This is a genomic window from Streptomyces sp. AcH 505 (assembly GCF_000818175.1).
In the GTDB taxonomy this organism is placed as follows: domain Bacteria; phylum Actinomycetota; class Actinomycetes; order Streptomycetales; family Streptomycetaceae; genus Streptomyces.
This window is the reverse complement of record NZ_JTIY01000001.1, coordinates 3,164,835-3,179,655: the sequence shown is the minus strand read 5'-3', so window position 1 is coordinate 3,179,655 and position 14,821 is coordinate 3,164,835. Positions and strand designations below refer to the sequence as shown.

The following is a 14,821-nucleotide window of genomic DNA, read 5'->3' as shown; positions in this document are numbered from 1 at the left end:
GGCCCTGGCCTGCTCGGCCGCCTCTCAGCTCGGGATCGGCTCCAGGAATTCGAGCCGGTTGCCGACCGGGTCGAAGGAGTAGAAGCGCCGGTGGCCCGGGAGGTCCCCGTCCCAGGACACCGGCGCCCCCAGCCGCTCCAGGCGCCTGGCGTACTCCTCGATGCCGGTGACGCGCAGCCCGGGGTGGGCCTTCTTCGCCGGGCGGAAATCCCGCTCGATCCCCAGGTGGAGCTGGACGGGCCCGGCCTGGAACCAGCAGCCGCCCCGGGCCGCGAGCTGCGGCGGTTTGGGGATCTCCGTCATGCCGAGGACGCCCGCGTAGTAGCCGCGCAGGGCCTCCTCGGAGCCGGCCGGGGCCGCGAGCTGCACATGGTCGACGGCGGCCAGCATCAGGCGGCCGTACGCGTGGCGACGGCGAAGATCCGGCGGAAGGGGAAGACCGTGCCGTGCGGGCCACGGGGGTAGGCCGTGCGGAGCAGGTCGCGGTACTGGGCGGTGAATTCCGCCGTCGCCGCCGCGTCGTCGCCGAGCGCCGTGAGCACGGGGCGCAGCGCCGTGCCCTTGACCCAGTCGAGGACGGGGTCGTCGCCGGTCAGCAGCTGCAGGTACGTCGTCTCCCAGACGTCGGCCGTGCAGCCGAGGTCCGTCAGGGTGGCCAGGTAGTCGGCGGGGTCGACCATGTCGGTGTCGCGCAGCGGCCGGTCGCCGAGGACGCGGCGCCAGCGCGGGCTGTCGCACAGGTCGGCGAGCAGCCGGTGGCTGGGGCCTGTGAAGTTGCCGGGGACCTGGAAGGCGAGGACGCCGCCGGGCCGCAGGCCTTCGATCCAGGCGGGGAAGGAGGCGCTGTGGCCCGGTACCCATTGCAGGGCGGCGTTGGAGACGATCAGGTCGTACGGCTCGTCGGGCGTCCACCGCGCGGCGTCGGCGGCCTTGAACTCCAGGAGGCCGCCGCCCGGGGTGGGGCCCTCGTACCCCACCCGCGCCCGGTCGAGCATCGCCTGGGAGTTGTCGAAGCCGGTGATGCGGGCGGTGGGCCAGCGGTCGGCGAGGAGCGCGGTGACGTTCCCGGCGCCGCAGCCGATGTCGGCGATCCTGGGCGGCTCACCGCCGGCGCCGCCCGCGCCGCCGTTCCCGGCCGGGAGGTCGGGGATTCTGCCGAGCAGGTCCAGGAACGGCCGGGTGCGGTGTCCTGCGTGCCGCAGGTACTGGTTCGGGTCCCAGATCGGCGTGGCGGGCATGGCGGGGCCCCTTCGGAGCTGGCGGGAAGGCGGATATGGCCCACTCTGCATCAGATGTATCTTGACGTCAAGAGACTTCATGTCGAGGGACCCTCTACACTGATCGCCATGGAGGATGAGGTCGACCGTCTGGTTGCTGCGTGGCGCCGCGAGCGCCCTGACCTCGACGTGGAACCGCTCGAGGTGCTGAGCAGGGTGAGCAGGCTCGCCCGCCATCTCGACCGCGCCCGCAGGCTCGCCTTCGCCGAGCACAACCTGGAGCCGTGGGAGTTCGACGTACTGACCTCGCTGCGGCGCGCCGGTGCGCCGTACCAGCTCTCGCCAGGGCAGCTGCTGACGCAGACCCTGGTCACCTCGGGCACGATGACCAACCGTATCGACAGGCTGGCCAAGAAAGGCCTGGTCGAGCGGTTGCCGGACCCGAGCGACCGGCGTGGTGTGCTGGTACGGCTCACCGTCGAAGGGCAGGACCGGGCGGACCAGTCGCTCGCCGGGCTGCTGGCTCAGGAGCGCGCGCTCCTCGCCGAGCTGTCCCGCGCGCAGCGCGGCGAGCTGGCCGGTCTGCTACGCCAGTTGACCGCCCCGTTCGACAACATCCCCGGCTAGGTCGGCGGGACCTACCCCGGCCCTGCGCGCGAGCGCGACGGCGGCCAGCGTGGAGTGCACGCCGAGCTTGCCGAGCACGTTCTGCATATGCGTGCGGACCGTGTGCGGGGAGAGGAAGAGCCGCTCGGCGACGGCCTTGCGGCCGAGCCCGGCCACCATGCAGCGCAGTACCTCGCGCTCGCGCGGTGTCAGCGACTCGACGAGCTGCTCGCTCTCCGTACGGTGCTTGCGCGCCGCCGTCAGCTCCCGCAGGACGCCGGTGAGCAGCGCGGGCGGCAGATGCGTCTCGTCCCGCAGGACGCCCCGTATCACCGCCAGCAGCCGTTGCAGCGAGCAGTCCTTCGCGACCCAGCCCGAGGCGCCCGCCTGGAGCGCCAGCGCCGCGCGGCGCTGGTCGTCCCGTTCGGCGAGCACGACGCTACGGACGGACGGCTGGCCCGAACGGACCCCCGCCACCAGCGAGATGCCGTCGACCAGCGACAGATCGCCGTTGTCGGGCACAGCGCGCGCGACCGGCACCTGAACCGGTCCCGCCACCATGCCCAGATCGGCGTCGACGAGCATCACATCGAACTTGCGGCCCTCGCCCGCCGCCCGATCCAGACACCGCAGCGCGGCAGGAGCACTGCCCGCCGCCGCCACGTCCACATCGGGCTCGGCTGCCAGGGCAGCGGCGAGCGACTCGGCGAAAATACGGTGGTCATCCACCACCAGAACCCGGATACGTACCAATGGACACCCCCTGAAGGCGGGGAGTGGACGCCGCGGGGACCGCGCCCGGTGTGCGGGTGATACGTCAATGGCACGGCCGCCGCCGCGTGATGACCGCTACCCCACCCCGGGCGTCGTTGCCCGACTGTCTCCACCCCTGATCAGCACCGGCCCCCACCGGTGCTGTGCATCAGCGTACGGCCGGGCGCCCCAAGCGGAAGGTAAATTGCAGAACTGATTGGCCTGGGTGTTTATGGTGGGACCCATGTTTCGTTTGGAGACAGGAGTCGACAAGGACCGGCGCACGGCACTGGGCGAGCGCCTGCGGGACACGAACACCGAACGCTCCCCCGTCCTGCGCACCCTGCGCGACAGCCCGCTCGGCGACGAAGTGCCGCTGCACGTCTGGCTGCTGGAGGAGTCGACCGGTGCGCTGGCCGGCGGCCTGACCGGCCGCACCTGGGCCCGCTGGCTCCATGTGGACCTGCTGTGGGTGGACGACAGGTACCGCGGCGCCCGCCTCGGCAGCCGTGTGCTCGCCGAGGCGGAACGGCTCGCGCGGGAGCGGGGCTGCGCCCGCTCCCGGCTGGAGACCTGGGACTTCCAGGCGCCCGGGTTCTACCGCAAGCAGGGGTACGAGATCGCGGGGCAGGTCGCCGACTACCCGCCGGGCGTCACCGAGTTCATCCTGGTCAAGACCCTCACCTGACGGCGCCCGGCCACGACGAGGGGGCTCAGCGCACCCGGTGCGCCCCCTTCGACGGTACGGCGGTGAAGACGCGGGGCGCGGTGTGACCGGCCACGGCGAAAGCCTCGGTGACGGACTTGGCCACCGCGTCCGCCTCGGCCTCCTCGACCAGCACGACCGCCGAGCCGCCGAACCCGCCGCCGGTCATCCGGGCACCGAGCGCGCCCGCCGCCGTCGACGCTGCGACCACCAGGTCCAGCTCCGGGCAGGACACCCGCAGATCGTCGCGGAGCGAGTCGTGCCCAGCCACCAGGACCGGGCCGACCGCGCGAATGTCGCCCGCGTCGAGGAGCGCGATGACCTGCTCCACGCGGTGGTCGTCGCTCACCACGTGGCGTACGTAGCGGCGTACGTTCTCGCTCTCCCCCGCCAGCCGCTCCAGCGCCGCAGGCAGCTCCGCGTACGGCACGTCGCGCAGGGCAGGTACGCCGAGCGCCCGCGCGCCCGCCTCGCACCCCGCGCGCCGCTCGGCGTACGCGCCGTCGCCGAGCGCATGCTTGACGCGCGTGTCGACGACGAGCAGCCGCAGCCCGTGCGCCGCCAGGTCGAACGGGACCTGGCGCTGGGAGAGATCACGGGTGTCGAGGTACAGCGCGTTGCCGTCCTCGCAGCAGGCCGACGCCATCTGGTCCATGATCCCGCAGGGCACACCGACGAAGTCGTTCTCGGCGCGCTGCGCGAGGACGGCGAGCCGCGACGCGCTCAGGCCGAGCCCGAACAGGTCGTTCAGGGCGAGCGCCGTGACGACCTCCAGGGCCGCCGAGGACGAGAGGCCCGCCCCGGTCGGGACGGTCGACGCGAGATGGATGTCCGCGCCGGTGACCGGATGCCCGGCCTCCCGCAGCGCCCAGACGACACCGGCCGGGTACGCGAACCAGCCCGCGTCGGGGTGCGGCGCGAGTTCGGCGACGTCGAGCTGGACGACCCCCTGGGGGATGTCGGCCGAGTGCAGCCGCAGGATCCCGTCGTCCCGCCGGGAGACCGCGGCGACAGCGGTGTGCGGCAGGGCGAGCGGCATCACGAAGCCGTCGTTGAAGTCGGTGTACTCACCGATCAGGTTGACCCGGCCCGGCGCTGCCCAGATGCCGTCGGGTGCGGCGCCGTACAGCTCCTGGAACGTCTCGGCGGCGGCTTCACTCACCCTGGTTCTCCTTCTCCTGTGCCTGCTCACGCTCTTGTGCGCGCTCACGCGCGAACGCCCACGCGTCCGCGACGATGCCCGCCAGATCCGTACGGCTCGGGACCCAGCCGAGCCGGCCGCGCGCGGTCTCGGCCGACGCGACGAGGACGGCGGGGTCCCCGCCCCTGCGCCCGGTGACCACCTCGGGCACGGGGTGGCCGGTGACCTTGCGCACGGTCTCGATGACCTCGCGGACCGAGAATCCGGTGCCGTTGCCGAGGTTGCAGATCAGATGCTCGCCCGCCACCGCGGCGTCCAGCGCCCGCAGATGGGCGTCGGCGAGGTCGGCGACATGGATGTAGTCCCGTACGCAGGTGCCGTCGGGCGTCGGGTAGTCCTCGCCGAAGACGGAGATCGACTCCCGTGTGCCGAGGGCGACTTGCAGCACCAGCGGGATCAGATGCGACTCCGGGTCATGGCGCTCGCCGCAATTGCCGTACGCGCCGGCGACGTTGAAGTACCGCAGCGAGACGGCGGCCAGGCCGTGGGCGGCGCACTCGCCGCTGATCATGTGGTCGACGGCGAGCTTCGTCGCACCGTACGGGCTGGTGGGCGCCGTCGGGTCGCTCTCCGTCAGCAGGGCGGAGGCGGGTTCGCCGTACGTCGCGGCGGTGGAGGAGAAGACCAGCGTGCGCACCCCCGCGGTGCGCATCGCCGCGAGCAGCGCCATCGAGCCGCCGACGTTGTTGTCCCAGTACTTCTCGGGCTTGGCGACGGACTCGCCGACCTGCGAGGAGGCGGCGAAGTGCAGCACCGCGTCGTACGAGGAGTCCAGCCACTTGGCGGCGTCCTGGACCCGGCCCTCGACGAACTCGGCACCCTCGGGGACCGCGACGCGGAATCCCGTGGACAGGTCGTCGAGGACGGTCACCGTGTGCCCCGCCTCCAGCAGATGGGCGGCGACCACGCTGCCGACATATCCCGCACCGCCCGTGACCAGGTACTTGTTCTTCACTCGCTCGCTACCTCTCGCAGTCGCCCGGCCGCGGCCTCCGGCGGCACGTCGTTGATGAAGACACTCATGCCGGATTCGGAGCCCGCGAGGAACTTCAGCTTGCCGGAAGTACGGCGGATGGTGAAAAGCTCCAGGTGCAGGGCGAAGTCGGCGCGCCCTGCCGCGTGGAACGGCGCCTGGTGCCAGGCGGAGATGTACGGGGTCGCCGGCTCGCCCTCGCCGAAGATCCGGTCGAAGCGCTTCAGCAGCTCCAGATACATCCGGGGGAACTCGGCGCGGGCCGGCTCGTCGAGCGCCCGCAGGTCCGGCACGCGCTGCTTGGGGTAGAGGTGCACCTCGTACGGCCAGTGCGCCGCGTACGGCACGAACGCCACCCAGTGCTCGCCCTCCAGCACCACCCGGACGCCCTCACGCCTCTCCCGCGCGACGACGTCGTCGAAGAGGTTGCGCCCGGTCGTCTCGCGGTGTTCGCGCGCCGAGCGCATCATGAGGGCCGTGCGCGGGGTGACGAAGGGGTACGCGTAGATCTGCCCGTGCGGATGGCCGAGCGTGACGCCGATCTCGGCGCCCCGGTTCTCGAACGGGAAGACCTGCTCGACCTGGTCCAGCTCGGCCAGCTCCGCCGTGCGGTCGGTCCACGCCTCCAGCACGAGCGCGGCCTGCTCCTCGTCGAGGGCGGCGAACGACGCGTCGTGGTCGGAGGTGAAGCAGACGACCTCGCAGCGCCCGGAGTCCCCGGCGAGGGAGGGGAAGCGGTTCTCGAAGACGACGACGTCGTAGTCGGCGTCCGGGATCTCGCTGAGTCTGCCGTCCCGCGAGGGGCACAGCGGGCACTCGTCGGCGGGCGGGTGGTACGTGCGCGCCTGTCGGTGCGAGGCGATGGCGACCGCGTCGCCGAGCAGCGAGTCGCTGCGGATCTCGGACGTGGTGGCGATCGGGCCGAGCGGCCTGCGGTCGACCGCGTCGCGTACGACGTCGTCACGACGGTCGTAGTAGATCAGCTCACGGCCGTCGGCAAGCGTCGTCACCGTCTTCTTCATCGGTTTTCTCCCACCCACACCCACACCCAAACAGAATCGCACATAACAAATCACAAGTAAACAGTGGCGTCAACGGGAACGTACGCACGGAAGCGTCCGGGCGCTTCCCGGCACGACGGAGCCCCGCACGGCGGACCGTACGGGGCGGGGGGAGACGAAACGGGGAGGTGGGAAGTCAGCTCTGCGGGTCGGCGTCCTGCGGTGCGGTTCCGTTCACCATCGCCCGGTCCAGCAGGCCCGTGCGCGCGGCGAGGGCCGCCGCTTCGAGTCTGGATCCGACGCCGAGTTTCATCAGCACGCGCTGCACGTGGGTCCTGGCCGTGCTGGGCGCGATGCCCATTCCCGCGGCGATCAGCCGGGTGTCCTCGCCCTCGGCGACCCGCACCAGCACCTCGACCTCGCGCGGGGTGAGCATCCGCAGCAGCCGCTGGCCCTCGTCGTCCGGCTGGGCCGCCGGGTTGAGCAGTTCGGTGAAGGCGCCCTGCAGTAACTGCGGCGCCACCGCCGCCTCACCGGCCCGCGCCTTGATCATGGCGCGCTCCACGCCCTCGATGCGCTCGTCGTGCCGTACGTACCCGGAGGCGCCGGCGGCGAAGGCGGCGGCGATGCCGCGCGGGCTCGGTACCGGACCGAGCACCACGACGGCCACCTGCGGGCGCTCCCGCTTGATCCGGACGATCGGGTCGAAGACACCGGGCTCGGCGGGCGCCGCCGTCCCCATCAGGCACACCTCGGGAGACCGGCTCACCACCAGCTCGGCGACGCCCGCCGTGGGGGCGGCCGCCGCCAGCACCCGGTGCCCTCGCAGCTTCAGCGCAGAGGCGAGCGCCTCGGCCAGTAGTCGGTGATCGTCAACCACCATCAGCCGCACGCCCATCGACCAACCCCCATTCACACTGGAGCCTGGGCCCCCCGGCATCCTGACCCGGCAAGCTACACGCTTGTTCGACATCGCGCGCCCCTTACCGGGGAGAAGCCCACGGATTGTCGAATTCCGCGCAATGAGGGCCCGCTAGCTCGCCGAGTAGGCCATGGCGAGATAGTTCGGGTCGTCGGCCGTCGGCTTGTCGGTCTTGCTCAGCAGGGTCTCGGACATGAAGAAGTGACCGCTCCCGTAGAGGAATTCCGAGTAGTCCGGGCTGAAGTTGGTCTGGGCCCTGGTCGACTTCTCGTCGCTCGGCGTCTCCAGCAGCACCGTCGGCTTGAACGTCGAACCGTCGATGGACACGATCTGCCGGCCCGTGCCGTACGGCGGTTCCTTGTAGACGATGACGTTGCCGCCGTCCATGCGCAGCGGGAAGATCGAGGAGTCCTTGCCAGCGAGCGCGCGGTCCGTGGTCGACTTGCCGGTGGCGAGGTCGAAGGAGACGAGTTCGTTGGTCTCCAGACCGCCGTCCTCACCGCCCGGGTCGTGCGGTTCCGTCGCCACGTAGAGCTTGTTGTTGCCCACGACGACCTGCTGGCAGGCCTCGACCCGGACGGGGTCGCACTGGCCGCCGTACTGATCGGCGTCGGCCGGGATCTTGGCACGGAGCTTGCCGGTCTTCTCGTCGATCGAGAAGTAGTCCGAGATACCGCTGCCGTCACCGGCCGTGTCGCCGACGTCGGCCGCGACGACCAGCGGCTTGGCGGAGATGACGCTCGCGTACTCGACGCCGTCGGGCATCTTGAAGCTGGAGAGCACGGCGCCGGTGAGCGGGTTGAGGTTCTCGATGGTGACGGTCTGGGAGTCGAAGCCGCCGCACTTGCGGGCGGCCACGAGCGCCGCGTCCCCGCCGCCGTAACCCATGTCGTAGCAGCCGTTGGCGTCGATCTCCGGCTTCCACAGCTGCTTGCCGGTCTCCAGGTCGAACGCCACGCCGCCGTCCGTGCCGCCGGCCGCCACGGTCGAGGCGCCGATCGTCACTTCGCCGAACGAGGCAGCCGTGTCACCGGACTTGGCGTCGCCGCCCTTGCTCCACAGCAGCCGGCCCGCCTTCAGGTCGATCGCGCCGATCTGGGTGCACGCCTGGTACTTGGTGGATGCGGTGCGCTTGTTCGCCTCGAAGGCGATGGCCGTGATGTTGTCCTTGACGTGCTTCGACGCCGCGCACACCTGGCCGGGGAGCGGGATCGTCCAGAGCTGGGTGCCCTTGGCCAGGTCGTAGCCGACGATCTGGTTGATGCCCGTCTTCACGTACGTCGTGTCGGTCAGCCACGAGCCCTGGACATCGGCGTCGACGGTGAGCGTGGGCATCGGCAGGTTGAACGCGGACGTGGCCTTCACGTCGGCGGGCGCCTTCTCCTTGCCCGCGGGGAGGCCCTTCGTACCGCCGTCGCCGCCCTTGCCGCCGTCGGTGGCTCCCGAACTGCCGCCCTTGGCCTTGTTGTCGGAGTCGCCGCCCGAGGAGGCGAACCAGACACCGCCGCCGACGATCAGCACCACGGCGACGGCCGCGGCGATGATGATCTGCGCCTGGGCGCTCAGCTTCTTCCGCCCGCCGCCGGGGCCGCCGGGGCCGCTCTGCGGGGGCTGGGTCGGGTACTGCTGGCCGTACGGGGGCTGCCCGTACGGAGGCTGGCCGTACTGCGGCTGCCCGTACTGCGGCTGGGTGGGGTACTGGTGCGGCGGCTGCGGCTGCTGGGGGTAGCCGTAGCCGGGCTGTCCCTGCGGCTCCGGCTGCGGCGGGATCGGCGCGCCGAATCCACCGGACGGCGGGGCCTGCGGCGGCTGGTTGGGCGGCTGCGGAGGCTGACCGGGCTGATTCGGGGGCTGGCCGGGCTGGTTGGGCGGCTGGTCGGGCTGGTTGGGGGGCTGGGGCGGCTGGGTCATGACGTACGCACCTCGTGAGGAAGGAAAGAAGAAGGGGACGGGGAGGAGGGGCCGGTCACTGACCGAACGCCATCATCGTCTTGACCGACATCTCGTCCTTGTCGCTGCCACCGCCGGAGACCCTCGGGTCGACAAGGAAGAACCGGCCGTCCACGTAGGAGTACCGCGGCGAGTAGAACCCGCTCTCGACCTTCGCCGCCGAGTCCGGGTGCTTCTGCAGCACCTTGGGGGCGCCGCCGGTCGGCGCGACGGTCACCAGCTCGCCGCCCTTGCCGCCGTACGTCGCGGGGACGTACGCCAGGACGTTCCCGCCCTCCATACGCATGGGGAGCATCTCCCGGGACGGCAGCTTCGTGCGCCACTTCGGCTTACCGGTGTTCAGGTTGAACGCGACGATCTCGTTGGTGTTGATGTCCTTCTTGGTGGGCTTCGTCGCCAGGTACAGCGTGTTGGCGTCGGCCGCCACACCGTTGCAGCCTTCCAGGGAGTCGTCGCCGAAGCTGAGGTCCCCGCAGTCCGCCGCCCAGAACTGGTCGTCGCTGCCGCTGAGTTGCGTGCGCTGGGTGCCGTTCTGGTTGAGCACGAGGACGCCCCACTTCGGCGCTGACGCGTCCGTGTGGTCCTTGAGCGAGACGACCAGCGGGTTGACCGAGAAGACCTTGTCGGCCTGCCAGCCGACCTTGAGCGGGAACGTCCAACTGGCCTTGCCGGTAAGCGGGTCGAGCCCCTGCAACTGCCCCTTGAGCTTGTCGCTGGTCCCGTTGGGGCAGGTCTCGGCGGCGATCAGGGTCGTACCGCCCATGATCGCGTTCGGCTGGCAGTTGCCGGCGATCTTGCCCCAGAGGGCCTTGCCGTCGCTCACCCGGAAGGCGTCGGTGTAGCTGGTGCGGCTGTAGGTCACCACGTCACCGCTGGTCACCAGGGAGACGGTGAGCTTCATGTCGAAGGTCCCGCGGTCGGGGACCTCCTTCTTCCAGCCGCCCTGGCCGGTCTTCAGATCGATCTGCTGGAGCTGGTCGCAGTCGGCGGCATCGCCCGCGCTCTTCTTGGTCGCGATGACCAGTTTCCCGTCGGCCGTCGGGGAGGTCGGCGCCGAGCACACCGCCTGGCTGAGCGGGAGGGACCACTTCTCCTTGCCGTCGGTGACGGAGTAACCGACGATCTGCTTGTACATGGCCTTGACGACGGTGTCGCCGACGACCCACGGGCCGAAGACGTCGGCGCCGTCGCCCGGCACGTCCACGTTGTTGATCTGCAGCCACAGCGCCTTGGCGTCGCCGGGCTTGCGGCCGGCGTTGAGGTCGGCCTCGCCGCGGCCGGTGCCGTTGCCGTCGCCCTGGTCGACACTGGCCGAACCGGTCGGTGTGGGCTTGGGGTCGTCGCTGGTGTGCGCGACGGGCGTGGTGCCGCCGTCGTCATCGCCGAGGGCGAACCAGGCGACGCCGCCGATGACCAGCAGCCCCGCGACGACGGCCGCGATGACAACACCCGGCCGGCGCTTGAAGAAGCCGTTGTTCCCGCCGTTGCCCGCGTTCGGGGGCAGGGTGGGGGCGCCGGGGTACTGCTGGGGCGGGTAGCCGCCGCCGTACGGGTTCGGCAACTGGCCGTAGGGGCCGGGCTGTTGACCGTACGGACCCGGCTGCGGCTGGCCCTGCGGATAACCGTAGGGGCCGGGCTGCGGCTGGCCTTGCGGATAGCCGTACGCAGGAGGCGTGTGGGGCGGGCCGGAAGGCGCCGGCGGCTGCTGCGGCGGGCCCTGCGGCGGCGTGCCGCCCTGCGGGGGCGTGCCCTGCGGGGGCGTGCCCTCCGGCGGAGGCGGGCCTTGCGGAGCGCCGAAGCCCCCCGGCGGTGGTTGATTGCTGGGTGGCTGAGTCATCTGCGCTTTCCCCCTGTTGTACGGCTCCCCGCCCGTCGTATCTCTTCCGCCGCGGCGGACAGTGGCTCCCGTGTGGTCACTTCAGTCGAGCGGGCCTTCTTTGTATCACTCGGTCTGATGTACGACAGGGGCCAGTCCCGCCCCTGTGCCCAAGGGAGAACCGGCCCGTGATACGCCTGTTACGAGGTCTTCGCCGCGCCGCTACGCGTCCTCCGCCAACTCCATCCAGCGCATTTCCAACTCGTCGCGCTCGACGACCAGTTCGCGAAGCTCGGTGTCCAGTTTGGCCACCTTCTCGAAGTCCGTGGCGTTATCGGCAATCTGCTGGTGGAGGGTGGTCTCCCGGCTCGACATCTTGTCGAGCTGCCGCTCGATCCGCTGCAGTTCCTTCTTGGCGGCGCGGCCGTCCTTGGCGGACGGCGCGGCCCCCGTACCCGTACCCGCAGGCGAGCCGGACCCGGCCGGGTCGGGCACCGTCGCCGCCGGGGCGGCGGGCGCGCCCGAGTCGGCGAGCTTCTTGCGCCGCTCCAGGTACTCGTCGATCCCGCGCGGCAGCATGCGCAGCGTCAGGTCGCCGAGCAGCGCCATCACCTTGTCGGTGGTGCGCTCGATGAAGAACCGGTCGTGGGAGATCACGACCATCGACCCGGGCCAGCTGTCGAGAAGGTCCTCCAGCTGGCTGAGCGTCTCGATGTCGAGGTCGTTGGTGGGCTCGTCGAGGAAGAGGACGTTCGGCTCGTCCATCAGCAGCCGCAGCAGCTGGAGCCTGCGCCGCTCACCACCGGACAGGTCACCGACCGGCGTCCACTGCTTCTCCTTCGTGAAGCCGAACTGCTCGCAGAGCTGGCCCGCCGTCATCTCCCGGCCCTTGCCGAGGTCGACGCGGTCCCGTACCTGCTGGACGGCTTCGAGGACCCGCAGCGTCGGCTTCAGCTCGGCGACCTCCTGCGAGAGATACGCCAGCTTGACGGTCCTGCCGACCACCACCTTCCCGGCCGCCGGCTGCACATCGCCGTGCGTACGGGCGGCCTCGGTGAGGGCGCGCAGCAGCGAGGTCTTGCCCGCGCCGTTCACGCCGACGAGCCCGATCCGGTCGCCGGGGCCGAGCTGCCAGGTGAGATGCGTGAGCAGTACCTTCGGGCCCGCCTGGACCGTCACGTCCTCCAGGTCGAAGACGGTCTTGCCGAGCCGCGCGTTGGCGAACTTCATCAGCTCGGACGTGTCACGCGGCGGCGGTACGTCGGCGATCAGCTCGTTGGCCGCCTCGATGCGGAAGCGGGGCTTGGACGTACGGGCGGGGGCGCCGCGCCGCAGCCACGCCAGCTCCTTGCGGACCAGGTTCTTCCGCTTGACCTCTTCGGTCGCGGCGATGCGCTCGCGCTCGGCGCGGGCGAAGACGTAGTCGGAGTAGCCGCCCTCGTACTCGTGGACCTTGCCGCCCTGCACGTCCCACATCCGGGTGCAGACCTGGTCGAGGAACCACCGGTCGTGGGTGACGACCACCAGCGCGGACCTGCGGGCCCGCAAATGGCCCGCGAGCCAGGCGATGCCCTCGACGTCGAGGTGGTTGGTGGGCTCGTCGAGCACGACCACGTCCTGCTCGGCGATGAGCAGTTTCGCGAGGGCGATACGGCGCCGCTCGCCACCGGAGAGCGGGGCGATGACGGTGTCGAGCCCGAGCGGGAACCCGGGCAGGTCGAGCCCGCCGAACAGCCCGGTCAGCACGTCACGGATCTTGGCGTTCCCGGCCCACTCGTGGTCGGCGAGATCGCCGATGACCTCGTGCCGGACGGTGGCGGACGGGTCGAGCGAGTCATGCTGCGTGAGCACCCCGAGCCGCAGCCCGCCGTTGTGCGTCACCCGCCCGCTGTCGGCCTCCTCCAGCTTGGCGAGCATCCGGATGAGGGTCGTCTTGCCGTCACCGTTACGGCCGACGACCCCGATCCTGTCCCCTTCGGAGACGCCGAGAGAGACACCGTCGAGCAGTGCACGGGTGCCGTACACCTTGGTGACTGTCTCGACATTGACCAGGTTGACGGCCATTTCACTCCTGTACCGGGGGATCGATCGACATCCCAGGGTAATCGCCACGAAGCGGCGGAGCCGCGCGGGCCGGTGATTCGGGGCGGCCGCGGGGCCGCCCCGAGATCTTTGAGTGTCACGGCTCCGGCCCGGCCGTCGTGACGGCGGCTTGGCCGGGTGCGGGTGCCACGCGGCGGTTGCGTGGGGGACTCGCCTTGGCTCGGCGTCCGCCCGGCCGGGTATCGGCGAGACTCATGCCCCGCTGATCACTGGGGGGCGGAGGGTGCGGGTCAGGGCGGCATGAGCCGGGGGCTGTGCGGGCCGGGAGTCGGGGGCGGCTGTGGGGCCGCCCCTGGGGTTTGAGTGTCGCGGTTACGGACCGGGCGGCTCCACGGGGGAGCTGGGCTCGTGGTGGCGGGTGCGTGGCTGGCTGCGGGTGCCACGCGGCGGTTGTGTGGGGGGACTCGGGTCAGCTCGGCGTCCACCCCCACCGGGTATCGGCTGGGACTCATGCCCCGCTGGTCACTGTGGGGCGGAGGGTGCGGGTCAGGGCGGCATGAGCCGGGACCTGTGCGGGCCGGGAAGTTAGCCGGTCGGAGGGCCGCCCCTGAGCTTTGAGTGTCGCGGCTACGGACCGGGCATCAAGGGCGCTCCTCCGTCGCGTCGGCTACGCCGATTCCGCTCCGCTCCACCCTTGACCCCCGGCCCTCCACCGCAAGTGCATCTTCGGGGGGGGCGGCCGGGGGGGCTCCACGGACCAGGCCCGGGAGTGGTGGCGGGTGCTTGGCCGACTGGCCGGTGCCACGCACCAGTTGCATGGGGGGACTCGGGCTGTCTCGGCGTCCACCCCACCGGGTATCGGCTAAGACTCATGCCCCGCTGGTCATTGTGGGTGGGTGTAGGGCGGGAGGGTGCACGGGCGGGGGTAGTGGGGCCGGGCAACGGGCCGGTGGGCGTGGCGGGTGTGACTGGGGTGACTGAGGTGGTTGGTGGGGCGGCCATCGGGCGTCTTTTGCGTCCTGTGTTGCGTTAGGCGCGCCGCAGGGAGCATCAGGCGGGTGGAGGGCCCTGGATGTCGGGGTGGGTGCGACGGGTGGGGCCATGGAGCCCTCGTCGACCTCGGGGCAGAAGTGAGCTGCGGCCGGGGCCTGTCGCGGGCCGGGGTGCGTGGAATGCCGCCGCTCACGCAAATCCCGACTGCCGCACCTGGCCTATGAGTCACAACCGTTCCACTGCCCGGTGCCCGCACCGGCTTGATACGCCCCGCAGCGCGTTGAACGCAACACCCCACGCATAAGGCCTTCGACGGCCGCCACACTGGGCACTTCCGTCACACCCGCCCCGCCGCTCGAAGGATCGCACCGGCTCCATGTGCCCCCACGCATAAGGCCCCTGACGGCCACCTCGCTGGGCACTCCCGTCACACCGCCCGGGGCCCGCAACGGCTTGATGTGCCCCGCAGTGCACCTAACGCAACCCGCCACGCAAGAGGCACCCGTCGGGGGCCTCACCGGGCACTCCCGTCCCACCCGCCTCGCCGCTCGAAGGATCGCACCGGCTTCATGTGCCCTCCACGCATAAGGCCCCCGGACGGCCGCCTCGCTGGACACTCCCGTCACACCGCCCGGTGCCC

12 protein-coding genes are annotated in these 14,821 nt (G+C 71.2%); 2 read left to right on the top strand and 10 right to left on the bottom strand.

Features of this window, described 5'->3' with window-relative positions; all coding sequences use genetic code 11:
• Positions 1–24: 24 nt before the first annotated feature.
• Together HY68_RS14600 and HY68_RS14595 are read right to left on the bottom strand one after the other, a co-directional pair.
• The gene (locus HY68_RS14600; protein WP_041988894.1) at positions 25–390 is read right to left on the bottom strand and encodes a VOC family protein; all 366 of its coding nucleotides are present in this window, start codon (positions 388–390) and stop codon (positions 25–27) included.
• Positions 390–1,238: a trans-aconitate 2-methyltransferase gene (locus HY68_RS14595; protein ID WP_041988891.1), complete on the bottom strand. Its 849-nt coding sequence runs from the start codon at positions 1,236–1,238 to the stop codon at positions 390–392. Before HY68_RS14595 ends, HY68_RS14600 begins: the two co-directional genes overlap by 1 nt.
• 108 nt (positions 1,239–1,346) lie before the next feature.
• Here HY68_RS14595 and tamR point away from each other — a divergent pair, with 108 nt between their 5' ends.
• Entirely contained in the window at positions 1,347–1,844 is a 498-nt protein-coding gene (gene tamR, locus HY68_RS14590; RefSeq protein WP_041988889.1) for a MarR family transcriptional regulator TamR, read from the top strand.
• Here tamR and HY68_RS14585 read toward each other — a convergent pair.
• A complete protein-coding gene (locus HY68_RS14585) occupies positions 1,803–2,576 on the bottom strand; it encodes a response regulator transcription factor (protein ID WP_041988888.1) in 774 nt (257 codons plus the stop codon). The genes tamR and HY68_RS14585 overlap by 42 nt on opposite strands.
• Positions 2,577–2,820: 244 nt before the next feature.
• Here HY68_RS14585 and HY68_RS14580 point away from each other — a divergent pair, with 244 nt between their 5' ends.
• Complete coding sequence (locus HY68_RS14580) at positions 2,821–3,264, top strand: GNAT family N-acetyltransferase (RefSeq protein WP_041996074.1); 444 nt, start codon at positions 2,821–2,823, stop codon at positions 3,262–3,264.
• Between the two features lie 25 nt (positions 3,265–3,289).
• Here HY68_RS14580 and galK read toward each other — a convergent pair whose 3' ends face one another.
• From galK to HY68_RS14545, 7 genes are all read right to left on the bottom strand, one after another.
• Entirely contained in the window at positions 3,290–4,444 is a 1,155-nt protein-coding gene (gene galK, locus HY68_RS14575) for a galactokinase (protein WP_041988886.1), read from the bottom strand.
• Positions 4,437–5,438, bottom strand: coding sequence for a UDP-glucose 4-epimerase GalE (gene galE, locus HY68_RS14570; RefSeq protein ID WP_041988884.1), 1,002 nt, complete (start codon positions 5,436–5,438; stop codon positions 4,437–4,439). The genes galK and galE overlap by 8 nt, the downstream gene beginning before the upstream one ends.
• Positions 5,435–6,478, bottom strand: coding sequence for a galactose-1-phosphate uridylyltransferase (galT, locus tag HY68_RS14565; RefSeq protein ID WP_041988882.1), 1,044 nt, complete (start codon positions 6,476–6,478; stop codon positions 5,435–5,437). Before galT ends, galE begins: the two co-directional genes overlap by 4 nt.
• 175 nt (positions 6,479–6,653) lie before the next feature.
• Positions 6,654–7,355: a LuxR C-terminal-related transcriptional regulator gene (locus tag HY68_RS14560; RefSeq protein ID WP_041988880.1), complete on the bottom strand. Its 702-nt coding sequence runs from the start codon at positions 7,353–7,355 to the stop codon at positions 6,654–6,656.
• Positions 7,356–7,490: 135 nt separating this feature from the next.
• Complete coding sequence (locus HY68_RS14555; protein WP_041988877.1) at positions 7,491–9,290, bottom strand: PQQ-binding-like beta-propeller repeat protein; 1,800 nt, start codon at positions 9,288–9,290, stop codon at positions 7,491–7,493.
• Between the two features lie 55 nt (positions 9,291–9,345).
• Positions 9,346–11,166, bottom strand: coding sequence for a PQQ-binding-like beta-propeller repeat protein (locus HY68_RS14550; protein ID WP_041988876.1), 1,821 nt, complete (start codon positions 11,164–11,166; stop codon positions 9,346–9,348).
• Between the two features lie 201 nt (positions 11,167–11,367).
• Positions 11,368–13,209 carry an ABC-F family ATP-binding cassette domain-containing protein gene (locus HY68_RS14545; protein WP_041988874.1) on the bottom strand — a complete coding sequence of 614 codons (1,842 nt, stop codon included), beginning with the start codon at positions 13,207–13,209 and terminating at the stop codon, positions 11,368–11,370.
• Between the last annotated feature and the right edge of the window lie 1,612 nt (positions 13,210–14,821).